Here is a 25269-nt window from a genome sequence, read left to right as displayed (position 1 = left end):
AGAACGGCCTATCGGTGACGAAATGACAAAACTTAAACATTTGGCTGCCGGCCTCTCCTTGATCGCCGCATTCGGCACGGCCGGCGTCGGCACCGCCCTCGCGCAGGATGGACGCAACACGACAGTCCAGGACGGCATCGAAGTCAGGCCACTGTCGCGCCTGAGCAAGTTCGTTCCGGCGGAACAACTCAACGAAGCGGCAGCGCAGCAATACGCGCAGATGATGAGCCAGGCGCAACAGAAGGGCGTGCTGCTGCCGGCCTCGCATCCGGAAGTCCAGCGCCTGCGCGCCATCGCCAAGCGGATCATCCCGCATACGGCGCGCTGGAACCAGGACGCGACCCAGTGGCAGTGGCAGGTCAACCTGATCGATTCGAAGGACGTCAACGCCTTCTGCATGCCGGGCGGCCGCATCGGTTTCTTCACCGGCATCCTGACCTCGCTGAAGCTGACCGACGATGAAGTGGCCGCCGTGATGGGGCACGAGATCGCCCACGCGCTGCGCGAGCACAGCCGCGAAAAGATGGCCAAGCAGGGCCTGACCAACATGGGCGCGCGCGTCGGCGGCGCCCTGATCTCGGGCATCTTCGGCATCGATCCGGGCATTACCGGCACGCTCGCCAACTATGGCGCCCAGTTCGCCGGCCTGAAATTCTCGCGCGACGACGAGCGCGAGGCCGACCTGGTGGGCCTGGACATCTCCTCGCGCGCCGGCTACGACCCGCGCGCCGGCATCGCCTTGTGGCGCAAGATGGCGGCGCTGGGCCAGCGCGCCCCGATCGAGCTGCTCTCGACCCACCCAGGCGGGGAGAGCCGCATCAAGGACATGGAAAGGCACATGAACGTGCTGCTGCCGGTGTATGCGCGCGCCAAGGGCACGACCGTCAACAAGCTGCCGCCTTACCAGACCAATGTGGCCCTGCGTTGACGAGCGGGGTTGATGGGTAAGAGCAGGAAAGGCCACCAGGCCGAAGCCAACGCCTACGTGCCGCTGCCGACGCGCGATGGCGTCGCGCCCAGCTACCTGTGGATCACCGACACCCGCGCCGGCGGCATGCTGCGCTTCCTTGCCGAGCGCTTTCCCGACGTCTCGGAAGCCGCCTGGGCGAGCCGCCTGGCGCGTGGCGAGATCGTCGATGCGAAAGGGGCGGCGCTCGCCGCCGACAGCCCGGTGCGCCAGGGCATGCGCATCTGGTACTACCGCGAGCTGGAACAAGCCGAAACCCCGATCCCGTTCCGGGAACGGGTGCTGTTCCAGGACGAGCATCTCCTGGTGGCCGACAAGCCGCACTTCCTGCCGACCATCCCTACCGGGCGCTTCCTGCACGAGACCCTCCTGGTGCGCCTGAAGAAGCAGTTCGATTTGCCGCACCTGGTGCCGATCCACCGGCTCGACCGCGAAACCGCGGGCGTGGTGATCTTCTCGCACAACCCGCAGTCGCGCGGCGCCTACCAGTCGATGTTCCAGAAGCGGGTGGTCAAGAAGGTTTACGAGGCCCTGGCGCGCCCGATCGAGGGCCGCGAATTCCCCTTCACCTATCGCAGCCGCATGCAGGATGCGGAGCAGTTCTTCGTGAGCGCCGAAGTGCCGGGCGAGCCGAATTCGGAAACCCTGATCGAGCTGGTCGAGCGGCGCGGCGAGCTGGCGCACTACCGGCTGCACCCGCACACCGGCCGTAAGCACCAGCTGCGCCTGCACCTGTCGGCGCTCGGCGCGCCGATCCTGAACGACGCTTTCTACCCGGTGGCGCTGCCGTGCAAGGGCGACGATTTCAGCGCGCCGCTGCAGCTGCTGGCGCGCTCCATCGCTTTCGAGGATCCGCTGAGCGGCCAGCCGCGCCGCTTCGAAAGCAGCTTCCGGCTCGACTGGCCTTGAGGCGCGTCCGGGCCGCTCAGGAACCGATGCCCGGCAGGTCGACCACCCACTGCGGCGAGCCGATGATGGCCACGTTTCCCGCGATGTCCAGCACGGCCTCGTTGTTCATGTGCAGGTTGTAGAGACCGGTCATCGAGATCCTGAAGTTCAGGACCGAATCCGGACCGGCCGCGCTGTCGCTGGTGTACCAGTTGTTGCTGCTGCCGCTGAAGTTCAGCAGGTCGCTGGCGGCCTGCACCAGCTTGAACAGGCCGGTCGGGGTGAACACGATCTGTTCGCTGAAGCCGAGCCTGAATTCGCGCGCGTTCTTGTTGCTGTCGAAACCGGTCACCGTCGGGCCGGTGGTATCGATCACCAGGTTGAAGGCAGGCGAGGCGAGGCTGACATTGCCCGCCGCGTCGACCTGCCTGGCCGTGATGGCGTAGCTGCCGTCGGCGCTGAACTTGTCGGCATCGCGCACGGTCAGCGTCCAGTTGCCCGCCTCATCCGCGATCTTGCGGCCGATTTCGCGGCTGCCGGCGTACAGGACGATCGTGGCGCCGGCTTGCGCGCCGCTGCCGTTGAAGGTCGGCGTGGCGACCTTGGTGATGTTGTCGGTGTTCGAGCGTCCGCTGTCGCTCGCCGCATCCAGGTCCGGGAGCGCCAGCCTTGCCGGCGCGGTGGTATCGATCCTCAGCGTGAACGATTCCGAATAGCCGCTCTTGTTTCCCGCGGCGTCGTACTGCTTCAGGGCGACGCTATGGTGGCCGTCGCCGAGGACGGTGCTGGTGATGGTCCAGTTGCCCAGGGCGTCGGTGACGGTGCTGCCCACTTCGCGCTCGTTCGCGAACAGCGCGACGACGCTGTTGGCCATCGCCCCGCTGCCCTGGAAAGTGGGAGTCGCGTCGCGCGTGATGCCGTCGCTGTCCGAGAGGCCGGTGTCGCTCGCGGCGACCAGCCGTGGCCCGGGAGGCGCGCTGTCCGGGCCGGTGAGGTCGATCACGACGTCGAGCGCCGGCGATTCGGCGCCGAGGTTGCCGGCCTGGTCGACCGGGCGCAGCGTGAAGCTGTACTTGCCTTCATCGAGCGGGGAGTCGACCCAGGCGGTCCAGTTGCCGGCGGCGTCGCTGTAGCCGCTGCCATATTCGGTCGCCCCGACGAACATCCTGACCTGCGTGTGCGGCTCCGCGCCGCCGCCTTGCAGGACGACCCAACGCTCCTTCGTGATGCCGTCGCTGTCCGAGATGCCGGTGTCGCTGGCGAGAACGGCCTTGGGCAGGGCGCCGGGTCCGGCCGTGTCGATCCTCAGTTCCAGCACCGACGATGCGGCGCTGAGGTTGCCGGCGCGGTCGACCTGCCTGGCCGTGATGCCGTGCGTGCCGTCGGACAGCGGGGTCGTGGAACCGAGGGTCGCGAACCACAGGCCGGCGGCATCGGCGGTGGCCGTCGCCAACAGGGTCGCGCCGTCATAAATCTGGACGCCTGCATGGGCCTCGGCCACGCCGCTCAGCGTGGGCGTGTTGTCGTTCGTGATGCGATCCCCGATCGTGCCCGTATCGCTGCCGCTGGCCAGTGCCGGTTCGGCGGGCGCCACCGCCGCGACGGTGTCGATCGTCAGCGTCAAGGGCGCGGAAGCGGCGCTGCGCTGGCCGCCGGCGTCCACCTGCCGGACCGTGATGTCGCGCGTGCCGTCCGCCAGCGGCGCCGCCGTGCCGAGCCTCAGGGTCCAGTTGCCCTCGGCAGTCGCCGCGGCGGTGCCGAGCAGGGTCGTCCCTTCGTAGACCTCGACCGTGGCATTGGCCAAGGCGGTGCCGGACAGGGTGGGCGAGTTGTCGCTGGTGATGCCGTCGCCGGCCGTGCCCGAATCGCTGGCCGACACCAGCACCGGCGCCGCCGGCGCCGCCGGGACGGCCGGCCCGGCGCTCGTGCCGCCGCTGATCGTCAGCGCCAGGCCCGCCGAGGCGTCGCTGGTGTTGCCGGCGCGGTCGACCTGCCTGACCCTGATGTCGTGCAGGCCATCCGTGAGCGGCGCGGCCGACCCGATGCTTGCGCTCCAGGCGCCGGCAGCATCCGCGACGGCGGTGCCGAGCAGGGTGCCGCCGTCGTAGATCTCGACCGTGGCATGGGCTTGCGCAGTGCCGGACAGGGTAGGCGAATTGTCGCTGGTGATGCCGTCGCCGACCGTGCCGGAGTCGCTGCCGGCATCCAGCACGGGCGCCGCCGGCGCCACCGGAATCCCGGTGTCGATCGTCAGCGTCAGCGCGGCGGAGGCGGCGCTGGTGTTACCGGCACGGTCGCGCTGGACGACGGTGAGCTCGTGCACGCCGTCCGCCAGCGGGATGATCGATCCGATGCTCCATGCGCCGGCGGCGTCGGCGGTGGTGCTGCCGAGCCAGGTCGTGCCTGAGTAGATGCCGATGCGCGCATGGGCCTCCCCCTTGCCGTGCAGGGCGGGGGAGGCGTCGTTGGTGATGTTGTCGCCCAGCGTGCCGGAATCGCTTGCCGCGGCCAGCGTGGGGGCGGACGGGGCTGCGGGGGCGATGGTGTCGACCACGAGGCCGATCTTGCTGCCGCTGCCGTTGTGGATGCCGCCGCTGAAGTCGATATGGGCGGCGTCGAGCAGCTTGCCGGACAAGTCGGCCACCTTGCCGGCCAGCCGCGAGGTGTCGGCAATGCGCAGGCTGGCGACGTCGTCGCCGGCTTCGACCGTGTAGGTGAACAGCATCTCGTTGCCGTACACCTCGTCGAACGTGGCGTGCTTGCCGTTGCTGAGGATGAGCGAGGGTGCGCTGTCGCCCGCCACTTTCACCGGCTCGCTGAAGCTGACGTGGAACTGGATCTGTTCCCCGGCACGGTAGTAGGCGTCGGCGGCATGCACGGTGACGCGCCCGGCGCTGGGCAGGTGGCCGTCGTCGGTGTGGAAACGGATCTCGTGTTCGCCGAGCGGATTGCCGGCCATGTCGGTCAGCGTGCGCGGCAGGACGATGGCATAGCCGGTGTCGGGCATCATCCGGTGCACCGCGGCGGGAATGCGCAGGGTGAGGCCGTCCTCCGACAGCCAGCCGGCGTCGAAGGGGATGCTGCGATGGCCGTCGCCGATCCAGATCGTCAGTGCGTCGTCCCTCTCGTCGGGGCCGTCGGTCCCGGCATCGGCCGCCCAGTGCAGCGCTTCGGTGAAGCCGATCACCAGGTCGGCATCGAGGTCGATGTCGACGTCGCCCCCGGGCGCGCTCTTCACGCCGGGCGCTTCGGTGTCCACCGTGATGGTGCGTGTCGCCGCCGGGCTGGCATGGCCGTTGCCGACGACGCGCGCCTGGATCGTGTTCGGTCCGTCATGGAAAAGATGGGCGGGCTGCTCGCCCGCGCGCTCGCTTTCGCTGTCGTAGCGCCAGGTGGTGATCCCGTTTTCGGTGGAAAAGCTGATCGTCGACGGGGCGACCGTGCGCTCGTTGATGATCAGTTCCAGGTGCTCGCCCTCGTCGATGGTGCCGATCAGGGTGCCGGAAACGACCTGGCGCGGGTCGCTGGTGAGGCCGTCGCTCGCGCTGGCGCCCTTGTCATGGACCAGCAGGATGCGGGCGCCGACATGGGAGTCGACCACGGTGTCGACCGCATACGGCGCGGACGTGACGGTGCCGCTGTGCGGCAACGCGCCGCGCGGTTCGACGGCGGCCAGGTTCAGGCGCACGACGTTGGACGCGGAATCGACGCTGTCGTCCTGCGCCAGGCGGAAGCGCCAGGCCAGGCCGTCCTCGCTGCGCGCGACGTACTCGACCCGCGCATGTTCGGCGCTGAAGACCGCGGCAAGGGGCACCTCGTCGACCGCATGCGAGAAGGAGACGAGCATCTCGAGCGGCGCGCCGGCCTTCAGCACACCGTCCGCGATCGACACGGTCGCGCCCAGGCCCGGCGGCGGCTCGCTGGCCGGCGTGGTGAAGGCGGCGCTGCCCGGCAGCGTGATGGCCCCGAGCGGCTTGCCGTCGCCGAGCAGCGTGCCGGCGCCCATGTAGACGTTCAGCGCGGCGCCGGCAGGCAGCCCGGCGCCGCTGAACTTCAGCTGGTGCTGATCGACGATGCTCACCTGGTCGAGCGACAGCGTTTTCGTGAACGTGGCGCCCACCACGCGCAGCCCGGGCTCGCCCGTGACGCGGTCGATCGCGGTCTGCACCGCGCCGTCGGTGACGAAGATCGCGCCACTGCCCTTGCTGATGGCGGCCGCAAAACGCAGGATCACCCCATCGGCGGTCCAGGCGGTGTCGATCGGGAGTAAGGAGGTAGTGGGCGTGGGCATGGGATGGCAGGCGCTTATTGTTGTTATGTCAACTAAACATTCCGGTTGGAAAGTTACCAGACGGATAGTATCAACAAACAGGCATGCCATTTCGCCAAAGCTGCCGAAATGCTGTGTTTCACATCATTTCGGCAGCGAATCCCCCGGAATGGGGGGCGGACGGCGGACAGGATTCAGAAGCTAAGCTTATAAATCCTTGTGAACTATTAGAGATCGTAATCAATGATCAGCGGGGCGTGGTCGCTGAAGCGTTCGTCCTTGTAGATCGAGACGGTCTTGGCGCGCGCCGCGATGCCCGGGGTGGCGACGTGGTAGTCGATGCGCCAGCCCACGTTCTTGGCATAGGCCTGGCCGCGGTTGCTCCACCAGGTGTAGTCGGCGGCCTCCGGCGCCAGCCGGCGGTGCACGTCCACCAGGCCGATCTCGTCGAAGATGCGGGTCATCCAGGCGCGCTCTTCCGGCAGGAAGCCGGAGTTCTTCTGGTTGCTCTTCCAGTTCTTGAGGTCGATTTCCTTGTGCGCGATGTTCCAGTCGCCGCAGATCACCACTTCGCGGCCCTCAGCCTTCAGTTCCTGCAGGTGCGGCAGGAACACTTCCATGAAGCGGAACTTGGCCAGCTGGCGCTCCGGCGACGAGGAGCCGGACGGGCAATAGACCGAGATCACGGTGAGATTGCCGAAGTCGCAGCGGGTGTAACGGCCTTCGGCGTCGAATTCCATGCAGCCGAAGCCGATGCGCTTGTTATCCGGCGCCGTGCGGCTGTACACGCCGGTGCCCGAGTAGCCCTTCTTCTCCGCGTAATGGAAGTGGCCATGGTAGCCGTGGGGCGAGAGGAATTCCTCGGTCATGTCGGCCTGCTGCGCCTTGAGTTCCTGCACGCAGATGAAATCGGCGGACTGGGTGGCGAGCCAGTTGAAGAAACCTTTCTTGTGGGCGGAACGGATACCGTTCAGGTTCGCGGAAATAATTCGTGGCATGGATCGTGTTGGATAAAAAAGACGGCCGGCTTGCGGCCAGATGCATCCGACAGTGTAGCGCGTTTTGTATCCACCCGGAACTTGATGCTTATCGAAATTCCGTTAGGAAATATTGCGGTGCAGCATGTTAAATTCATCGCCTGATCGATTGGCGACTTTCACTGCACTTGGACAAGTATTCATGGAAACCGATAGGCAAGCTGCTTGCGCACACAAGGATGAGCATCACATTGTCCGGTTCTATGCCGACGAGGACGCGTTGCTGGCCGAGGCCGCGGATTTCGTCGGCGCTGCCCTGGCCCTGCGCGGTGCCGGTATCGTGATCGCGACCCCGGCTCATCGCACCGGCATCCGGGACCTGCTGGCCGGCGCGGGAGCGGGCGAGATCCGGTTTCTCGACGCCGGGGACACCCTTGCGCACTTGCTGGTCGATGGCTGGCCGGACGAACCGCGCTTTCGCGCCGTGTTCGCGCCGCTGCTGGCCCAGGCTGCGGCGGGCCCCGGTCCGGTGCATGTGTTCGTCGAGATGGCCGCGCTGCTGTGCGCCCAGGGCCGCTACCAGGCCGCAGTGCGGCTCGAGCAGTTGTCGGATCTGCTGTGTGCCGAATATCGCCTGGGCCTGTTTTGTGCCTACCCGTGGCGCCTGTTCCCGGACGCAGTCCAGGCCCAGGTATTCGAGGATATCTGCGCCGGCCATGGTCGTGCCTGCGGCAGCACGGTGCATGGCGCCGATCTGGATCTCAAGGGACGCTCGCTCGAACAGGCACGCCGCGAACAGAAGGAGACTGCGCCGGGGAGCGAGCCGCTCGCCCCCCGGCAGGAAGAACCGGGCGAAGCCGCCGAAGGCCTGCACCGCGTGGCTCCCGACGGCACCATCCTGTGGGCCAACCGCGCCGAACTGCAGATGCTCGGCTACCGCTGGGAAGAATACGTCGGCCGCCATATCGCCAATTTCCATGTCGACGTCGAGATCGTCGATCTGATCCTGGACACCTTGCTGTCGGGCGGCGTCCTGGTCGACCAGTCGGCGCGGCTGCGCTGCAAGGACGGCGGCATTCGCCATGTGCGGATGCGTTCGAGCAGCTGTTTCAAGGATGGCAAGCTGCGCTACAGCGCCTGTACGACGCGCGAGGACACCGGGCACGCCGAGCGCCCCACGACAGCGGCGCAGCGCAACCGGCATCGGCCCGACACGCCCGTCGCGGTGGCCATTTTCATGGCGCCCGAACTGCGCTTTCGCCACGCGAACCGGCGCTTCTGCGAGCTGTTCGGCCAGCGCGATCTGGTCGGCAAACGCCTGGTCGAGGCCTTGCCGCAGCTGCGCTACGGCGTGGTCGAAGCGGCGCTGGAGCACGTGTTCGAGACCGGCCGGCCCTGGGGTGAAAAAGCGCTGGGGCTGGTGTTGGCGGACGCGGGCGGCATGCCGGTCGAGCGCTTTTTCGACATCGACCTGGAGGCCCTGTGCCGGGCCGGCGGCGAGCGCCACGGCGTGATGGCCGTGGTCGTCGACGTGACCGGGCATGTGCGCATGCGCCGTGCGGGCAAGGCGGTGGCGCCGCAAGCGCCGGCCGCTACCGGGCAGGCGGGACCCTGCCAGCCTGGGGCGGAGTGAGTCGACCGGGCCGGCACCGCTTCAGGCGCGCGGTTTACAATACGCGCTTTCGAACCAACAGGAGAAGCACGTGAGCGATCTGCGCCAGGAGTTTATTTCGTTTTCGGTGAAGGCCGAGGTATTGCGCTTCGGTGAATTCACCACCAAGGCAGGGCGCCAGTCGCCGTACTTCTTCAACGCCGGCCTGTTCCATGACGGCGCGACGCTGGGCCAGTTGGCCCAGTTCTACGCCCAAACCCTGCTCGATTCGGGGGTGGAGTACGACATGCTGTTCGGCCCGGCCTACAAGGGCATCACGCTGGCCAGCGCGACCGCGGTGGCGCTGGCCGCCAAGGGCCGCAACACTTCCTTCGCCTACAACCGCAAGGAAGCCAAGGACCACGGCGAGGGCGGCACCATCGTCGGCGCCAAGCTGGCGGGCAAGGTGGTCATCATCGACGACGTGATCTCGGCGGGCACCTCGGTGCGCGAATCGGTCGACATGATCCGCGCCGCCGGCGCCGAACCGGCCGCGGTGCTGATCGCGCTCGACCGCATGGAGCGTTCCGGCAAGGACGGCGCGCTGTCCGAGCTGTCGGCGGTGCAGCAGGTGTCGAAGGAATTCGGCATCCCGGTGATCTCGATCGCCAACCTGGACGACCTGTTCACCTATCTCTCGAATGCTGGCGGCGCCGAACTGGGCGCGCACAAGGAAGCGGTGGCGGCCTACCGCACGCGCTACGGCGTCTGAACGGGAACGGGGTCGGGTTCGATTGTGATGAACAAGGCCTTGCCCATGGTGCTGCCCGGCTTCCACGGTGGATTGATCACCGTGATGCCGTGCACGCCGAGCCGCGCGAAGCCCTCGGGCGAGTAGGTCCAGCCAAGGATGTCGGGATCGGCATCGTAGCGCTGCTGGTGGCGCGCCTGCTGGCCCAGCGTGGACAGGTCTTCGCGCACGCCGAGCGAGCGCAGGAAGGCGCGCTCCTTTTCCCCGTCGGCATGGATGTCTTTGTACAGATCGTCCACAAAGGCCTTGCGCTCGGCAGGCGGCATCGCTTCGATCATTTTCTGAAGGCTTGCGCTGAATCCGACCTTTCCGCTGCTTGGCCCGCCGTGGTAGCCGATCAGCGCGAAATTGCTGACCGTCTTGCGCTGCGCCGCGGGAAACACATAGTTTGCGCAGGAAGACAGGCAGAACTCCATCACCTTGATGTCGAGCCGGCGCTCGCGCACCCAGCGCCCGAGTGCCATGCCGGTGTTCACCTCGCCGCCCTTGCTGCGGATCGACAGCACGGTTGGCTTGTCCGCCAAGCCCTCGTATAGCGCGAACAGGCGCTTGTTCGCGTCCTCGTCCAGATAGCCGACGTAATTCAGTTCGCCATTGTCGAGATAGACCTGAGTCGTTTCGGTGGCATGCGCGCGTGGGGCCATTGCGAGCAAGGAAAGCAAGGCGAGAAAAGCGGTGCGGCGCATCGGTGCCTTTCGAGAGAAGAGCATCGATTATAGAAAACGCTCGCCCTCGAAAACTCACCAATTCCCACGCATTCACACTCCCGTCTGGCCATGAAAAAACCGGGGCAAGCCCCGGTTTGTCGTGGTGGCGGAGACGAAACTCAGCCTGCCAGCTTCTTCTTCAGCAGCTCGGTCACCTGGGCCGGATTGGCCTTGCCCTTCGAGGCCTTCATGGTCTGGCCGATCAGGGCGTTGATCGCGGCTTCCTTGCCGGCGCGGTACTGCTCGACCGACTTGGCGTTCGCAGCCAGCACCTCGTCGACGATCGCTTCCAGGGCGCCCGTGTCGGAGATCTGCTTCAGGCCCTTCTGCTCGATCACGGCGTCGGCCAGGTTCTCGTCCTGCGATTTGGCTTCCCACATGGCGGCGAAGACTTCCTTGCCTGCCTTGTTCGAGATGGTGCCATCGGCGATGCGCTTGAGCAAGAGGGCCAGCTGGGCTGCGCTGACTGGCGAGTCATCCAGTTCGACGCCTTCGCGGTTCAGGGTCGACGAAACGTCGCCCATCATCCAGTTGGCGGCGGCTTTCGCGTTCTCCTTGCCGGCCGCAAGCACCACGGCCTCGTAGTAGGTCGCCATCGATTTCGACGAGGTCAGCACCAGGCTGTCGTATTCCGGCAGGCCGTATTCGCCGGTGAAGCGCGCGCGCAGGGCGCCCGGCAGTTCCGGCATGTCGGCTTTCACGCGCTCGATCCAGTCCTGGCCGATGACGAGCGGCGGCAGGTCCGGGTCCGGGAAGTAGCGGTAGTCCTGCGCGTCTTCCTTGGTGCGCATGGAGCGGGTTTCCTTCTTGTCCGGGTCCCACAGGCGGGTCGCCTGGATCACCTTGCCGCCGTCTTCGATCAGCTCGATCTGGCGCCGCACTTCGTAGTGGATGGCTTCTTCCATGAAGCGGAAGGAGTTCAGGTTCTTGATCTCGCAGCGGGTGCCGAATTCCTTCTGGCCCATCGGGCGCACCGAGACGTTGACGTCGCAGCGGAAGGAACCTTCCTGCATGTTGCCGTCGCAGACGCCCAGCCACACCACCAGCGAGTGCAGGGCCTTGGCATACGCCACGGCTTCGGCGGCGCTGCGCATCTCCGGCTCGGACACGATCTCGAGCAGCGGCGTGCCGGCGCGGTTCAGGTCGATGCCGCTCATGCCGGCATAGTCCTCGTGCAGCGATTTGCCGGCATCCTCTTCCAGGTGCGCCCGGGTCAGGTTGACGGTCTTGGTCTCCAGCTTGCCGTCCTTTTCAAAGGCGAAGCTGATCGTGCCGCCCTGGACCACCGGGTCTTCGAACTGGCTGATCTGGTAGCCCTTCGGCAGGTCGGGGTAAAAGTAGTTCTTGCGGGCGAACACCGACTGCGGCGCGATTTTTGCGCCGACCGCCAGGCCGAAGCGGATCGCGCGCTCGACGGCGCCGCGGTTCAGCACCGGCAGCACGCCCGGCAGCGCCAGGTCGACCGGGCTGGCCTGGGTGTTCGGCTCGGCGCCGAAGCGGATCGAGCTGCCGCTGAAGATTTTCGAGTTGGTCGTGAGCTGCACGTGGTTCTCAAGACCGATGACGACTTCCCATTGCATGTTGTGTTCTCTTTTCTGTTCGCTGCGCGCCGGCTGCGTGTTGCTGTTGTTCTGGGCCGGGGCTGGTTGAACGCGCGGACGGCGAAGCCGTCCACCCTAGGTGTTCGTGGTGCTCAAACGCCTTCCGGGGCGCGCGTATGCCAGTCGGTCACTTGCTGGTACTGGTGCGCGATGTTCAGCAGCTTGGCTTCATTGAAGTAGTTGCCGATGATTTGCAGGCCGACCGGGCGCTTGGCGTTCTTTTCTCCCTGGCCGAAGCCGACCGGGATCGACATGCCCGGCAGGCCCGCCAGGCTGGTCGACAGGGTGTAGATGTCGGCCAGGTAGTTCGCCACCGGGTCGTTCGCCTTCGATCCGAGATCCCAGGCCACCGTCGGCGCCACCGGGCCCATGATCACGTCGCACTTGTCGGCGAACGCGGCCTGGAAGTCGTCGGCGATCAGGCGGCGGATCTTTTGCGCCTGCACGTAGTAGGCGTCGTAGTAGCCGTGGCACAGCACGTAGGTGCCGACCATGATGCGGCGCTGGACCTCGGGGCCGAAGCCTTCGGCGCGGGTTTTGCGGTACATGTCCTGCAGATCCTTGTACTCCGCGGCGCGGTGGCCGTAGCGCACGCCGTCGAAGCGCGACAGGTTCGACGAGGCTTCGGCCGGGGCGATGATGTAGTAGGTCGGGATCGACAAGGCGGTCTTGGGCAGCGAGATCTCGACCAGCGAAGCGCCCAGCTTGACGAATTCGTCCAGCGCGGCGCGCACCGCCTGCTCCACGTCCTGCGCCAGGCCTTCGCCGAAGTATTCCTTCGGCACGCCAATGCGCAGGCCGTTCAGGGGCTTGTTCAGGTCGCGGGTGTAGTCTTCCGCCACGTTGCCCTGTTCGACCGTCAGGCTGGTCGAGTCGCGCTCGTCGAAGCCGATCATGTCGTTCAGCAGCAACGCGCAATCCTCGGCGGTCTGGGCGATCGGGCCGCCCTGGTCCAGCGAGGATGCGAAAGCGATCATGCCGAAGCGCGACACGCGGCCGTAGGTCGGCTTGATGCCGGTGACGCCGCAGAAGGCGGCCGGCTGGCGGATCGAGCCGCCGGTGTCGGTGGCTGTGGCGGCCGGCGCCAGGCGCGCGGCGATCGCGGCGGCCGAGCCGCCCGAGGAGCCGCCCGGCACCGCCAGCGGATCCCAGGGATTCTTTACCGCGCCGAAGGCCGAGTTCTCGTTGGCCGAGCCCATCGCGAATTCGTCGAGGTTGACCTTGCCCAGGGTGACCATGCCGGCGCGGTTGAAGCGCTCGACCACGGTCGCGTCGAACGGGCTTTCATAATTGGCCAGCATCTTCGAGCCGGCCGTGGTGCGCCAGCCACGGGTGACAAAAATGTCCTTGTGCGCGATCGGCACGCCGGTCAGGGCGCCGGCCGTGCCGTCGGCGATGCGCGCGTCGGCGGCGGCCGCCTGGGCCAGGGTGCGCTCGCGGTCCAGGTGCAGGAAGGCGTTGTGGCTGCTCGCTTCGATGCGGTCGAGGTAGTGCTTGGCGAGTTCGACGCTCGAGACCTGCTTCGATTGCAGGAGCGCGGACAGCTCTTTGATGGTCTTGTTGTGCATGTGCGTTCTTCTGAAAAAGCGGGTTGCGTGGATTACTCGATGACCTTCGGCACCAGGTACAGGCCGTCCTGGGCCTTCGGCGCCGGCGCCTGGTAATCCTCGCGGCGGTTCTCTTCGGTCACCACGTCGTCGCGCAGGCGCAGCGGCAGCGCCATGATGCTGGAGAGCGGCTGCGACAATGGCGCAACACCGGTCGTGTCCACCGCCTGCATCTGTTCGGCCAGGGCGAAGATGCCGTTCAACTCGGCCAGCGCGGTTTGCGCGTGGGCTTCGTCCATCTCGAGCTGGGCCAGGTTGGCGATGCGTTTTACGTCTGAAAGTGTCAGGGACATGGCAAGGGCGCGGCCTTGAAACCGCGTGCAAAATGTGGTTGGGCTAATAACGAAAGTTGGCAGGCGGTCAGCGAACGGTTCGCTACGTCCGATAAAACCTTGGTAACACCGCCGATCTCGCCATTGGAAATGGGGGGCAAAAGCACCCGTTTTCAGCATTTAATCGACAAATTATAAGGTAGAATGGCGGGCTAATGCGCTGTCGGGCTGCGAGACCGCCCGCCGCAGGAAAGACCGCGAGGCACTAGAGCGTCTAACAAAGCCTCCAGGGCAAGGCGCATCGTCGCAGGCAGTACGCATGTACGGCAAGACGATGCAACGCCGCCATGGGGGTTTTGTTAGGCGCTCGGCAAGCGCGGCGAGGATATCCCGATCAATTATCACGCGCGCCCCGCGCGCCATCAGGACACACATGTTTGGTTCTTTACGCAGCTACTTCTCGAATGACCTGGCGATCGACCTCGGTACCGCCAACACCCTGATCTACGTGCGCGGCCTGGGCATCGTCCTGGACGAGCCGTCGGTCGTCGCGATCCGCCAGGAGGGCGGCCCGAACGGCAAGAAGACGATCCAGGCGGTCGGCAAGGAAGCCAAGCAGATGCTGGGCAAGGTGCCGGGCAACATAGAAGCCATCCGCCCGATGAAGGACGGCGTGATCGCCGACTTCACCGTCACCGAGCAGATGCTCAAGCAGTTCATCCGCATGGTGCACGATTCGAAATTCTTCCGCCCGTCGCCGCGCATCATCATCTGCGTGCCCTGCGGTTCGACCCAGGTCGAGCGCCGCGCGATCCGCGAGTCGGCCCTCGGCGCCGGCGCCTCGCAGGTCTACCTGATCGAGGAGCCGATGGCGGCCGCGATCGGCGCCGGCCTGCCGGTTTCGGACGCGACCGGCTCGATGGTGGTCGACATCGGCGGCGGCACCACCGAAGTCGGCATCATCTCGCTGGGCGGCATGGTCTACAAGGGTTCGGTGCGCGTGGGCGGCGACAAGTTCGACGAAGCCATCGTCAACTACATCCGCCGCAACTACGGCATGCTGATCGGCGAACAGACCGCCGAAGCGATCAAGAAGGCAATAGGGTCCGCTTTCCCGGGTTCGGAAGTCAAGGAAATGGAAGTCAAGGGCCGCAACCTGTCCGAAGGCATCCCGCGCTCGTTCACGATCTCCTCGAACGAGATCCTGGAAGCCCTGACCGACCCGCTCAATAACATCGTCTCGGCCGTCAAGAACGGGCTGGAGCAGGCTCCGCCGGAACTGGGCGCCGACATCGCCGAGAAGGGCATGATGCTGACCGGCGGCGGCGCCCTGCTGCGCGACCTCGACCGCCTGCTGATGGAAGAGACCGGCCTGCCGGTGCTGGTGGCCGAAGATCCGCTGACCTGCGTGGTGCGCGGTTCCGGCATGGCGCTCGAGCGCATGGACAAGCTGGGCTCGATCTTCTCCTACGAGTAATCATCCAACATCACCGATAAGAGCGGCGCGGCCGATGTCGCAGCGGGCAGGGCGTGCGGACGATCCGCGCGCGTCTGCCCGCGTTGACATTCGCAGCGCCGACTAGACAGGACGCCAACAGGGCATGCAATACAGTCCTCCGCCGCTTTTCAAACAGGGCGCCCCCGCGCGGGTGAAAGCGATCGTCTTCGCGCTGATCTCGGTGCTGCTCCTGGTGGTCGACGCCCGCTACCAGGCCCTGGCCTCGGTGCGGCAGGTGGCCGCCACCGTCCTCTACCCCCTGCAGATGGCCGCCCTGATGCCGCGCGAGGCGCTCGGCAACATGGCCGGCTACTTCTCCTCGATTTCCTCGCTCCAGAAGGAAGTGAACCAGCTCAAGACCCAGCAACTGGCGCAGTCGCGCCTGCTGCAGCAGGCCCAGCTCCAGATGGCCGAGAACGCGCAATTGCGCCGCCTGATGGATGCGAAGCAGCACCTGCCGGTCCAGGCCCAGATGACCGAGATCCTGTACGACGCGCGCGACCCGTCGACGCGCCGCATCGTGATCGACCGCGGCTCGCGCCATGACGTCGTGCCCGGCCTGCCGGTGATCGACCATGCCGGCGTGGTCGGCCAGGTCACGCGCGTGTTCCCGTTCACCTCCGAGGTCACGCTGCTGACCGACAGGGACCAGGCGATCCCGGTGCAGGTGCTGCGCAGCGGCCTGCGCAGCATTGCCTACGGCCGCGGCCAGTCCGGCCTGCTCGACCTGCGCTTCGTGGTGGCCAATGCCGACATCCAGGTGGGCGACATCCTGGTGACCTCGGGCCTGGACGGCATGTATCCGGCCGGCCTGGCGGTGGCCAAGGTGGTGCAGGTCGAAAGCGTGGCCGGCGGCACCTTCGGGCGCGTGGTCGGCCAGCCGCTGGGCGGCATCGACCGCAACCGCCAGCTCCTGGTCATCATGTCGCAGTCGAATTTGCCGCCCAAGCCAAAGGCCGCGACGCAGGGCGCCACTGCGCGGCGCAAGCTGCCGGACATGGCGCCGATCCCGGCGCCGCCATTGGCGCCTGCGCCGCTGCCGCCGCAGGGCGCGCCCGCGCAGCCTGCGCCGGGCGCAGGCATTCCGGCTGCCGCTCCTGCACAGCAGGCCGGCGCGGCGCCTGCGGCCACGGCGCCGCCGCCGGTGCGCACTCCTCCTGCGCAATCCGCCACCGTCACCCCGGGCGCCGCCCCGGCCGCCAGGGCAGGGGGCGCCACGCCGCCGGCCACAGCCGTCCGCCCGGCCAACAGGGAGGGCCAATAATGCCCGGTAACCGTCCGCATTACATCCTGCTGCCCGTCAGCCCGCTGTTCATCACCTTCAGCCTGGTCTGCGCCTTCATGCTCAACCTGCTGCCGCTGGGCCGCTGGGTCGGCGCGCCCGACTTCGTCGCGCTGGTGCTCGTGTTCTGGGGCATCCACCAGCCGCGCAAGGTCGGCATCGGGGTCGCCTTCGTCATGGGCCTGCTGATGGACGTGCACGACGCCAGCCTGCTGGGCGAGAATGCGCTCGCCTACACCTTGCTGTCCTACCTGGCCATCATGATCCACCGCCGCGTGCTGTGGTTCCGCCTGACCACCCAGGCCATGCACGTGCTGCCGCTGCTGCTGCTGGCGCAGGCGGTGCAGTTCTTCGTCCACTTCACCGCCTCGGGCCGTTTTCCCGGCGTGCTGTACTTCGGCGAGAGCATCGTCGCCGTCGCCCTGTGGCCGGTGATTACCTGGCTGCTGCTGGCGCCGCAGCGCCGCGCCGTCGACCGCGACCATACCCGCCCGATCTGACCGACCCGAACCGAGCTTTCTGCGCTGTGACCGAATTCAAGGACAACGACCGCGAGATCCACCACTTCCGCATGCGTCTGACGGCGCTGGTGGCGCTCGTCTTCATCTGCTTCGGCCTGCTGGTGGCGCGCCTGGTCTGGTTGCAGGTGCTGCGCTACGACCAGTTCTCGGCGCAGGCCGAGGGCAACCGCATCGCGCTGGTGCCCATCGTGCCCAACCGCGGCCTGATCGTCGATCGCAACGGCGTGGTCCTGGCGCGCAACTACTCGGCCTATACGCTCGAGATCACGCCGTCCAAGCTGCAGGCCAACATGGAGTCGGTGATCGACGAGCTGTCCAAGCTGATCGAGATCGACGCCCGCGACCGGCGCCGCTTCAAGCGCCTGCTGGAAGAGTCGCGCAGCTTCTCCAGCGTGCCGCTGCGCACCCGCCTGACCGACGACGAAGTGGCGCGCTTCACCGCGCAGCGCTTCCGCTTCCCGGGCGTGGAGGTGCAGGCGCGCCTGTTCCGCCAGTACCCGCTGGGCGAGACCGCCTCGCACGTGATCGGCTACATCGGCCGCATCAACCAGAAGGAACAGGCCCAGCTCGAGGAAGACGGCCTGGCCGCCAACTACAACGGCACCGAGCATATCGGCAAGGAAGGCCTGGAGAAGAAATACGAGAGCTACCTGCACGGCACCACCGGCTACGAGCGGGTCGAACGCACCGCCGGCGGGCGCGCCGTCCGCACCTTGTCGCGCACCCCGCCGACGCCGGGCAGCAACCTGATCCTGTCGATCGACATCGAGCTGCAGAAGGTGATCGAGGAAGCCTTCGGCGATCGGCGCGGCGCGCTGGTGGCGATCGAACCCGCCACCGGCGACGTGCTGGCCTACGTGTCGCGCCCCAGTTTCGACCCGAACCTGTTCGTGGACGGCATCGACACCCAGAGCTGGAACGAGCTGAACACCTCGCTCGACCGGCCGCTGATGAACCGCCCGCTGTCGGGCACCTATCCGCCCGCGTCGACCCTCAAGCCCTTCATGTCGCTCGCCGCCCTCGAGATGGGCCTGCGCAAGCCCTCGGACGCGATCCGCGACCCCGGCTTCTTCATCCTGGGCGGGCACCGCTTCCGCGACGTCAAGCCGGGCGGCCACGGCGTGGTCGACATGTACAAGTCGGTGGTGCAATCCTGCGATACCTACTACTACCAGCTCGGCAACGACATGGGCATCGATAATATCTCGGGCTTCATGAGGCAGTTCGGCTTCGGCGAGCTGACCGGCATCGACCTCGAGCACGAGAAGGCCGGCGTGCTCCCGTCCAAGCAATGGAAGGCAAAGCGTTTCGCCAAGAACCCCCGCGCCGGCAAGTGGGTAGGCGGCGACACCATCTCGGTCTCGATCGGGCAGGGCTACAACAACTACACCATGATCCAGCTGGCGCACGCGGTCTCGACCCTGGCCAACGACGGCATCGTGATGAAGCCGCACCTGGTCAAGCTGATCGAGGACGGGGCCACCAAGCAGCGCACCCAGACGGTGCCGAAGGAAACCCGCCGCATCCCGCTCAAGCAGGAAAACATCGACTTCATCAAGCGCACCATGGTCGGCGTGAACCACGAATCCTACGGCACGGGTTTCCGCGCCTTTGCCAATGCCGGCTACCTCTCGGGGGGGAAGACCGGTACCGCCCAGGTGATCGGCCTGAAGGGCGCCAAGTACAATGCCAACGCCATCGACGAGCGCCACCGCGACAACGCGCTCTACATCGGCTTCGCCCCGGCCGACAAGCCGACCATTGCGGTGGCGCTGATCGTCGAGAACGTCGGCTCCGGCGGCTCGACCGCGGCGCCGATCGCGCGCAAGGCATTCGACTACCACCTGCTGGGCAAGCGCCCGGCGCCTTCCACACCGGCCGATAAGCCGGCCGGCGCCGCACCCGTGCCAAGAGCCGCGCCGCCCGCCGCCCCCGCGGCCGCGCCGCCACCCGCGCCGGGTCCGGTCATCCAGGCAGCAGCGCCGGCGACGCCGGGCGTGCCAGCCACTCGAAAGGAATAAGCCATGGCGCACATTCCAGAACGCCGCTCGCTGCGGCGCCGCCTGCGTCCCTATTTCACGGTCTTCGACTGGCCACTCGGCCTGGTGCTGTTCGTCCTGATGATGACCAGCGTGATTACCATGACCTCGGCCGGCGCCGAGTTCCCCGACCGCGTCGAGCACCAGATCCGTAACTTCCTGCTGTCCTTCGCCGTCATGTGGATCGCGGCCAACGTGCCGCCGCAGACCCTGATGCGGCTCGCGGTGCCGATCTACACGGTCGGGGTCGCGCTGCTCATCGCGGTGGCCATGTTCGGCATCATCAAGAAGGGCGCGCGGCGCTGGCTGCACGTGGGCATCGACATCCAGCCTTCCGAGATCCTGAAGATCGCGACACCGCTGATGCTGGCCTGGTATTTCCAGCAGCGCGCCAATGCGAACACCTGGAAGACCTATACCGTGGCCGCCGTGCTCCTCTTGATCCCGTTCACCCTGATCGCGAAGCAGCCCGACCTCGGCACCGGGCTGATGGTGGCCGCGTCGGGATTCTACGTGATCTTCCTGGCCGGCCTGCCATGGAAGGTCATCATCGCGCTGGCCGTGTCGGGCGCCGCGTCACTCCCGATCGCCTGGTCGATGCTGCACGACTACCAGCGCGAGCGGGTGATGACCCTGATCGACCCCACTTCCGACCCGCTGGGCAAGGGTTTCCACATCATCCAGTCGGAGATCGCGATCGGCTCCGGCGGCCTGTTCGGGAAAGGGTATCTGCAGGGCACGCAGGGCGCCCTGGAATTCGTGCCCGAGCAGACCACCGACTTCGTGTTCGCCGTGTATTCGGAAGAATTCGGCCTGGTCGGCAACCTGTTCCTGTTGTTCGTCTACCTGCTCCTGATCGGGCGCGGGCTGATGATCGCCGCGAATGCGCCGAACACCTTCTCGCGCCTGCTGGCCGGCGCGATCACGATGATGTTCTTCACTTATGCTTTCGTCAACATGGGCATGGTGATTGGTATCCTGCCCGTCGTCGGAGTTCCGCTACCTTTCATGAGCTATGGCGGAACAGCCTTCATTACGCTCGGCCTCGGCGCTGGTATATTGATGAGTATTCAAAGACATCGTAAACTAGTGCAAACGTAATTTAACAAGGACGCGCATGGCCGTTCCAAGAAAACAACTTGTCACGGTCATCGCATTGGCCTTGTTCGTCACCGGCTGCAGCACCACCGACACCGGTGAGCGCAAGAGCCTGATCCCGCTGCCGTGGAAGCATCCCAAGGCGAAGGTGGGAGACTTGCCCAAGCTGCCGCCGGCCAATTCCGGGCGCGGCGGCTACTACAAGGACGACGGCCCCGGCCCGAATCCCCCGCCGGGCCTGATGGACCTGCCCGACGCGGTCGTCAAGGCCGAACCTTATTCGCGCTGGGCCAACCGTCCCTATTCGGTGTTCGGCCAGAGCTATACCCCGATCCTGCACCAGGATCCCTTCGTGCAGCGCGGCGTCGCCAGCTGGTACGGCATCAAGTTCCACGGCCAGAAGACCTCGTCCGGCGAACTCTACGACATGTACAAGATGACGGCGGCGCACCCGACGCTGCCGATTCCGTCCTACGCGCGCATCACCAGCGTCGAGTCCGGCAAGTCGGTGGTGGTGCGCATCAACGACCGCGGCCCCTTCCACGCCAGCCGCATCGTCGACGTCTCGTACACGGCGGCCCTCAAGCTCGGCCTGCTGGGCAAGGGCAGCCACGAGGTCGAACTCGAGCGCCTGTTTCCGGACGATCCGATTCAAATGGCCTCGGAGCGCCGCAGCGCCACCTCGGCGGCGCAGTCGGCGCCGCCGGAAATCGCCGCCCTGATGCTGGAAGACCGGGTGCGCACCGACAGCGCGGCGGTGGCCGAGGTGGTGCCCAAGCTGGTCCCGCGCGGCAGCTTCTACGTCCAGCTCGGCGCCTACAGCCGCTCCGGCACCGCGGAAGCGATGAGCGAGCGGCTGATCGGCGCCGGGGTCGAAGTCGGCAAGCTCGAAGTGGTCAAGGTGGGGGCGGTCAACCGCCTGTATGGCGGACCGTTCGGCAGCCGCGAGGATGCGGCGGCGGCGGCACGCTCGGTGCCGTCCTCGTTCGGGCTCAAGCCGATCGTCGTCAAGCGATAAGCGTTATCGCGCAAGCATGTAGGGTGGACGGCGCCGCCGGCCACCCCACGAAAGCGTTTATGTACGGACAACGGTGTCCCCAGGCCGGGCAGCGGCCGGCACCCACGTGCACCCCCGCGAAATCGTCGGCGATGCCTGCCACGCGGCTGCGCTCATCAAGCGTCAGGTCGCGGAACTGCCAGGCCGCGCGCGTGCCCTGCGGACCGCGCGGCAGCACCCGCACGCCGCGGACGCCCTGCTTGCCCAGCGCCGCCACCAGGCCCTGCGCCGCCGCCTCGGTCTTGAACACGCCGAGCGACACCGACCACTTGAGCGGCGAATCACCCTGCATCACGAAAAAGTTCGCGACGCCTTTCTCCCTCAGTTCGGCGGCGCGGCGCTCGGCGCCCTCCTTGCCGCCGTTCGGCGGCAGGTAGACCAGATGGCTGGTGATTTCCTGGAAGGGGACGCTGGTGCGCGTGGCGCGTTGGCCCAGTTCGAGGCCGGCGATGCGGGTGCCGAAGCGGCGCGCATCGGCGGCCGTGAAGGCGCCGGCCTGGGTGCAGGCAATCGTCTCGAGCGCCGGCGCGGGGGCGGGGGCGGGCGCCGCCTCGGCGGCTTGCGGCTCCGGCGCGGCCGGGGGCGCGGCGATCTCGGCGGCCGCGCGTGCTTCCTGCGCGGTGAGCATGACCATGCGCTCGGGAGCCAGCTGGTTCCTGAGGCGCTGCGGCTCGCGTTCCCCGCCTTCGAGCTTGCCGAGGTAGCCCTGGCCATAGGCCAGCAGCAGGGCGTTCAGCGCCAGCAATGCCCAGAATACGAATTTCATCGAGTGCGCTCCTTCATCCTCGGGCGGCTGCCGCATGCAGGCCGACCAGCACGATGTTATCGACCAGCAGGCAGGAGAACTTGAGGACCGGCGCGACGGTGGGCGCCGCGCCGCCGGAAACGATGCACGCCGTGGCGGCGTGGGCCGCGCAGGCGCGCTCGATGGCGCCGGCCTGGGCCGACAGGACGCCGGAGACGATCGCGTCGTCGGTGTTGTCGCCGAAGAGCGGTGGCGGGGCTGCGCCGGGCGTCACCTGGGGCAGTTGCGCCGTATTGCGGGCCAGCGAGCCGGCCATCAGGGCCAGGCCCGGCAGGATCATGCCGCCGATGAAGCGGCCATCCCTTGTCACGGCGTCGACCGTGGTCGCGGTGCCGCAGGTCGCCACGATCACGTCCTGCCCAGGCGCCAGCGCACGCGCGCCGATGGCGGCGGCGAAGCGGTCGCAGCCCAGCTGGACCGGGTTGCGGTAGCCGTTGCGCAGGCCCGCGCGCTCCGCGGTCGAGGCGAACCACTCGACCGCGATTCCCGCCGGCAGCGCCCGCGCAATGCGCTCGCGCACCTCGGCGCCGGCCACGTTCGAGACCAGCGCCCGGCTCACGCCGGCCCGCCGCCAGGCCGCGGCCGCGCCGTCGAGCCCGGCGTGCGAGACCGCATCGAGCAGGGTCCAGGCGCCCAGCGCGGCGCCCGGCGCCGCGACCGCCCATTTGATGCGGGTATTGCCGGCGTCGATCAGCAGCAGGCTCATTCTTTCACCCGCAGCGACACGTCGCCCGCCAGCACGGTGGTGCGTCCTTCGGCCGTGTCCAGCAGCAGGCGGCCGGCATCGTCGACGCCCGCCGCCAGGCCTTCCTGCAGCAGCTTGCCGTCGTCGAGGATGACGACCGTGCGGCCCTGCCAGGCATGGCGCAGGTTCCAGCGCGCGCTGAAGGCGCCGAAGCCTTGCTGCGCGAACAGGCGCAGCGCGTCGGCCAGCGCGTCGAGCAGGGCGGCCACCAGCACGTCGCGGTCCATGCGCGCCAGCCAGGGCGCGCCGGCCGCGCTGCGGCCGAGGAGGGCTTCCACGTCGTCCGGCATGATGAGATTCAGGCCGACGCCGATCACGGCCCAGGTGCCGCCGCCAGGAGCGGACTGGGTCTCGATCAGGATCCCGGCCAGCTTGTCGCCGTCCTTGAGCACGTCGTTCGGCCACTTGAGCTGGACCTGCACGCCGAGCCGTCCCAGCGCGTCGCCCAGCGCCACGCCGACCGCCAGCGGCAGGCCGGAGAGCATCTGCGGGCCGCCCTCGAACTTCCAGGCCAGCGAAAAGGTCAGCGAATTCTCGCTCGACGAGAGCCAGCTGCGGCCGGCGCGCCCGCGGCCCGCGGTCTGGTGCTCGGCGACCAGCAGCACCGGCTCGGCCAGTTGCGCGGCGCGCGCCAGCAGGTCGGCGTTGGTTGAGCCGGTTTCCGGCACGACTTCGACGCGCACGCCGGCACGGGACAAGGAGAAGATGCTGGCGGCGTTCATGCCCGTTCCCGCCCTTCACCGGCCCTTTGCTTGGTCGGGGCGCGCGCGAACGCGCGATCGAACAAGGCGTTCGGCAGCAGGCGCAGCAGCTTGGCCACGAGGCCCATCTGCCAGGGCAGCACGCGGTAGCTGGAACCGCGCGCGATGACGTCGACCGCTGCGGCGGCGAAGCGCTCGGCGGGCATCAGGAAGGGCATGGGAAAACGGTTGTTGCGTGTCATGGGCGTATCGATATAGCCGGGGGCGATGGTGACCACCTTGATGCCGGATGCGCGCAGTTCCAGGCGCAGCGATTCGCAGTAGCTGTGCACCGCGGCCTTGGAGGCGCAATAGGCGCCGGCGCCGCGCATGCCGCGGATGCCCGCGACGCTGCCGATCCCGACCAGGCGGCGCGGACCGTGCTGGGCTTTCATGCTGTCGATGAAAGGCGCGAAGGTGGCGACGGTGGCGTTCACGTTGGTCGCGAACACGGCGTCGAACATCCCGAGGTCGGCGGGGCGCTCGGTGAGCGTGCCATGCGAGATGCCGGCGCTGGCGATCACGATGTCGGCGCCACCCATGGCCGCGATGAAGTCGGCCGCGGCGGCGGCCAGCGCCTCGCGGTCGGTGACGTCGGCGGCATAGATGCGGTGGCGTTCGGGATGGGGAAGGCTGGCGGCGAGTTCTTCCAGCGCCGGACGGCGCCGCGCCAGCAGGCCGAGGGACGCGCCGCGCGCCGCGTATTCGCGCGCCAGCGCCGCGCCGATGCCGCTCGAGGCGCCGGTGATGAACACCCGGCCCGGCAGGGTCATTTCTTGTCCGCTTTGGCCCGCGCGACCAGCATGTCCATCACTTGCAGGGTGCCTTGCAGGGCGTCGTCGCCGCTGATCTTGCCGGATTCGCCGACCATGCCGGGCGAGGTCAGGAAGCGGCCGTCGATCGCGATCATCGGCCAGTGGGTGATGCGGTAGGCTTCCATCATCGCCTGCGCGCGGCGCAGCTTGGCCTGCACGCCGAAGGAGCGGTAGGTGTCGATGAATCTGGCGCGCTCGATGCCGGCGCGGCTGGCCCAGTCGAACACCTGCTCGTCCTGGGTGAAGCCGACGCGTTCGACGTGGTAGGCGTTGAAGACCTTGCCGTGGAACTGCTCGAGCAGGCCGAGCGACTCGAGCGTGAAGAACAGGCGCTGCTGGGCCGCCACCTGCGCGCCGCGCGCCACGTGCACGCGCCGCAGCACGATGTCGTCGCCCTGTTTCCTGACCCAGTCGGCCAGGTAGGGCTCGAAGGTGTAGCAGTGCGGGCAGTAATAGGCGAAGAACTCGATGACCTCGATCTTGCCTGGGCCGTCGGTCGGCTGGGCTTCCGGCAGGAGCTGGTACTCGGCGCCTTCCCTGGGCGAGGCCGGGGAGGCGGCGGCAGTACCGGCAACAAGCGCGGGGGCGGCAAGCAGGGCGGCGCGGCAGATCAGGCGGCGAAGCGGGTTCATGCGGTTCCTCGGCTGGGGTAGCAAGGCTTAGCGCTGGTTGCGGACGATGGCGACGTCGATGCCGCTGTCGAGCAGCTTGGCGCGCGCCTTGTTCATCGCTTCCGGTCCGTTGTAGGGGCCGACGCGCACCCGGTGCAGCACGCCGCTGTCGGTGCTGCGGTCGGTGATCGCGGCTTCGAAGCCGAGCAGCGCCAGCTTGGCGCGGGTGTTCTCGGCGTCCGACATCTCGCGGAAGGCGCCTGCCTGCAGGTAGTAGATGTAGCCGTCGCCGCCGGCGGCCGGCGCCGCCGCAGCGGCCGCCGGGGCTGCTGGAGCAGCGGCAGGCGCGGCCGGCGCGGCGGCGCCG

22 protein-coding genes are annotated in these 25269 nt (G+C 67.5%); 10 read left to right on the top strand and 12 right to left on the bottom strand.

The window, feature by feature from the left end:
• Positions 1–22: 22 nt before the first annotated feature.
• Both ACK4S9_RS17650 and ACK4S9_RS17645 read left to right on the top strand, forming a co-directional pair.
• Complete coding sequence (locus ACK4S9_RS17650; RefSeq protein WP_409728299.1) at positions 23–928, top strand: M48 family metallopeptidase; 906 nt, start codon at positions 23–25, stop codon at positions 926–928.
• Positions 929–940: 12 nt separating this feature from the next.
• Positions 941–1876: a pseudouridine synthase gene (locus ACK4S9_RS17645; protein WP_409728296.1), complete on the top strand. Its 936-nt coding sequence runs from the start codon at positions 941–943 to the stop codon at positions 1874–1876.
• 16 nt (positions 1877–1892) lie between these two features.
• On the opposite strand, the gene ACK4S9_RS17640 is transcribed toward ACK4S9_RS17645, so the two are convergent.
• Complete coding sequence (locus ACK4S9_RS17640; protein WP_409728293.1) at positions 1893–6146, bottom strand: Ig-like domain-containing protein; 4254 nt, start codon at positions 6144–6146, stop codon at positions 1893–1895.
• 206 nt (positions 6147–6352) lie between these two features.
• Positions 6353–7123 (bottom strand): exodeoxyribonuclease III, encoded by a 771-nt coding sequence (locus tag ACK4S9_RS17635; RefSeq protein ID WP_409728291.1) that lies wholly within the window; start codon positions 7121–7123, stop codon positions 6353–6355.
• 181 nt (positions 7124–7304) lie between these two features.
• On the opposite strand from ACK4S9_RS17635, the gene ACK4S9_RS17630 reads away from it, so the two are divergent.
• Both ACK4S9_RS17630 and pyrE read left to right on the top strand, forming a co-directional pair.
• Positions 7305–8735, top strand: a complete 1431-nt coding sequence (locus ACK4S9_RS17630; RefSeq protein WP_409728288.1) for a PAS domain-containing protein — start codon at positions 7305–7307, stop codon at positions 8733–8735.
• A gap of 70 nt (positions 8736–8805) precedes the next feature.
• The gene (gene pyrE / locus ACK4S9_RS17625) at positions 8806–9465 is read left to right on the top strand and encodes an orotate phosphoribosyltransferase (protein WP_409728285.1); all 660 of its coding nucleotides are present in this window, start codon (positions 8806–8808) and stop codon (positions 9463–9465) included.
• Here the strand turns inward: pyrE and ACK4S9_RS17620 are convergent.
• The 4 genes from ACK4S9_RS17620 to gatC form a co-directional block, all read right to left on the bottom strand.
• Positions 9453–10190, bottom strand: a complete 738-nt coding sequence (locus tag ACK4S9_RS17620) for a hypothetical protein (protein WP_409728282.1) — start codon at positions 10188–10190, stop codon at positions 9453–9455. The genes pyrE and ACK4S9_RS17620 overlap by 13 nt on opposite strands.
• Before the next feature lie 140 nt (positions 10191–10330).
• Positions 10331–11791 carry an Asp-tRNA(Asn)/Glu-tRNA(Gln) amidotransferase subunit GatB gene (gene gatB / locus ACK4S9_RS17615; protein ID WP_409728279.1) on the bottom strand — a complete coding sequence of 487 codons (1461 nt, stop codon included), beginning with the start codon at positions 11789–11791 and terminating at the stop codon, positions 10331–10333.
• Between the two features lie 113 nt (positions 11792–11904).
• Positions 11905–13380, bottom strand: coding sequence for an Asp-tRNA(Asn)/Glu-tRNA(Gln) amidotransferase subunit GatA (gene gatA / locus ACK4S9_RS17610; RefSeq protein WP_409728276.1), 1476 nt, complete (start codon positions 13378–13380; stop codon positions 11905–11907).
• Positions 13381–13412: 32 nt separating this feature from the next.
• On the bottom strand, positions 13413–13712 hold the full coding sequence (gene gatC / locus ACK4S9_RS17605) for an Asp-tRNA(Asn)/Glu-tRNA(Gln) amidotransferase subunit GatC (RefSeq protein WP_409728273.1): 300 nt from the start codon (positions 13710–13712) through the stop codon (positions 13413–13415).
• Between the two features lie 412 nt (positions 13713–14124).
• Between gatC and ACK4S9_RS17600 the strand changes: the two genes are divergently transcribed.
• The 6 genes from ACK4S9_RS17600 to ACK4S9_RS17575 all read left to right on the top strand — a co-directional run bounded on the left by ACK4S9_RS17600 (position 14125) and on the right by ACK4S9_RS17575 (position 21147).
• A complete protein-coding gene (locus ACK4S9_RS17600; protein WP_027865858.1) occupies positions 14125–15168 on the top strand; it encodes a rod shape-determining protein in 1044 nt (347 codons plus the stop codon).
• Between the two features lie 172 nt (positions 15169–15340).
• Positions 15341–16453, top strand: coding sequence for a rod shape-determining protein MreC (mreC, locus tag ACK4S9_RS17595; RefSeq protein ID WP_409728270.1), 1113 nt, complete (start codon positions 15341–15343; stop codon positions 16451–16453).
• A complete protein-coding gene (mreD, locus tag ACK4S9_RS17590) occupies positions 16453–16971 on the top strand; it encodes a rod shape-determining protein MreD (RefSeq protein ID WP_409728267.1) in 519 nt (172 codons plus the stop codon). The genes mreC and mreD overlap by 1 nt, the downstream gene beginning before the upstream one ends.
• Before the next feature lie 26 nt (positions 16972–16997).
• Positions 16998–19013 (top strand): penicillin-binding protein 2, encoded by a 2016-nt coding sequence (mrdA, locus tag ACK4S9_RS17585; RefSeq protein ID WP_409728264.1) that lies wholly within the window; start codon positions 16998–17000, stop codon positions 19011–19013.
• Positions 19014–19016: 3 nt separating this feature from the next.
• The gene (gene rodA, locus ACK4S9_RS17580) at positions 19017–20132 is read left to right on the top strand and encodes a rod shape-determining protein RodA (protein ID WP_409728262.1); all 1116 of its coding nucleotides are present in this window, start codon (positions 19017–19019) and stop codon (positions 20130–20132) included.
• A gap of 16 nt (positions 20133–20148) precedes the next feature.
• Positions 20149–21147 carry a septal ring lytic transglycosylase RlpA family protein gene (locus ACK4S9_RS17575; RefSeq protein ID WP_409728259.1) on the top strand — a complete coding sequence of 333 codons (999 nt, stop codon included), beginning with the start codon at positions 20149–20151 and terminating at the stop codon, positions 21145–21147.
• Here the strand turns inward: ACK4S9_RS17575 and ACK4S9_RS17570 are convergent.
• The 6 genes from ACK4S9_RS17570 to ACK4S9_RS17545 form a co-directional block, all read right to left on the bottom strand.
• Positions 21137–21952: an SPOR domain-containing protein gene (locus ACK4S9_RS17570; protein ID WP_409728256.1), complete on the bottom strand. Its 816-nt coding sequence runs from the start codon at positions 21950–21952 to the stop codon at positions 21137–21139. The genes ACK4S9_RS17575 and ACK4S9_RS17570 overlap by 11 nt on opposite strands.
• 13 nt (positions 21953–21965) lie before the next feature.
• Entirely contained in the window at positions 21966–22697 is a 732-nt protein-coding gene (locus ACK4S9_RS17565) for a type III pantothenate kinase (RefSeq protein ID WP_409728253.1), read from the bottom strand.
• Positions 22694–23458, bottom strand: a complete 765-nt coding sequence (locus ACK4S9_RS17560) for a biotin--[acetyl-CoA-carboxylase] ligase (protein ID WP_409728250.1) — start codon at positions 23456–23458, stop codon at positions 22694–22696. Before ACK4S9_RS17560 ends, ACK4S9_RS17565 begins: the two co-directional genes overlap by 4 nt.
• The gene (locus ACK4S9_RS17555; protein WP_409728247.1) at positions 23455–24249 is read right to left on the bottom strand and encodes an SDR family oxidoreductase; all 795 of its coding nucleotides are present in this window, start codon (positions 24247–24249) and stop codon (positions 23455–23457) included. The genes ACK4S9_RS17560 and ACK4S9_RS17555 overlap by 4 nt, the downstream gene beginning before the upstream one ends.
• Entirely contained in the window at positions 24246–24923 is a 678-nt protein-coding gene (locus ACK4S9_RS17550) for a thiol:disulfide interchange protein DsbA/DsbL (protein ID WP_409728244.1), read from the bottom strand. The genes ACK4S9_RS17555 and ACK4S9_RS17550 overlap by 4 nt, the downstream gene beginning before the upstream one ends.
• Before the next feature lie 27 nt (positions 24924–24950).
• The coding region (locus ACK4S9_RS17545) for an SPOR domain-containing protein (RefSeq protein ID WP_409728242.1) at positions 24951–25269 on the bottom strand (319 nt) is incomplete at its 5' end.

This window comes from Massilia sp. (genome assembly GCF_046293535.1).
GTDB lineage: Bacteria > Pseudomonadota > Gammaproteobacteria > Burkholderiales > Burkholderiaceae_D > Telluria.
The sequence above is the reverse complement of the archived record's forward strand: the minus strand, read 5'-3'. Positions and strand labels throughout refer to the sequence as shown.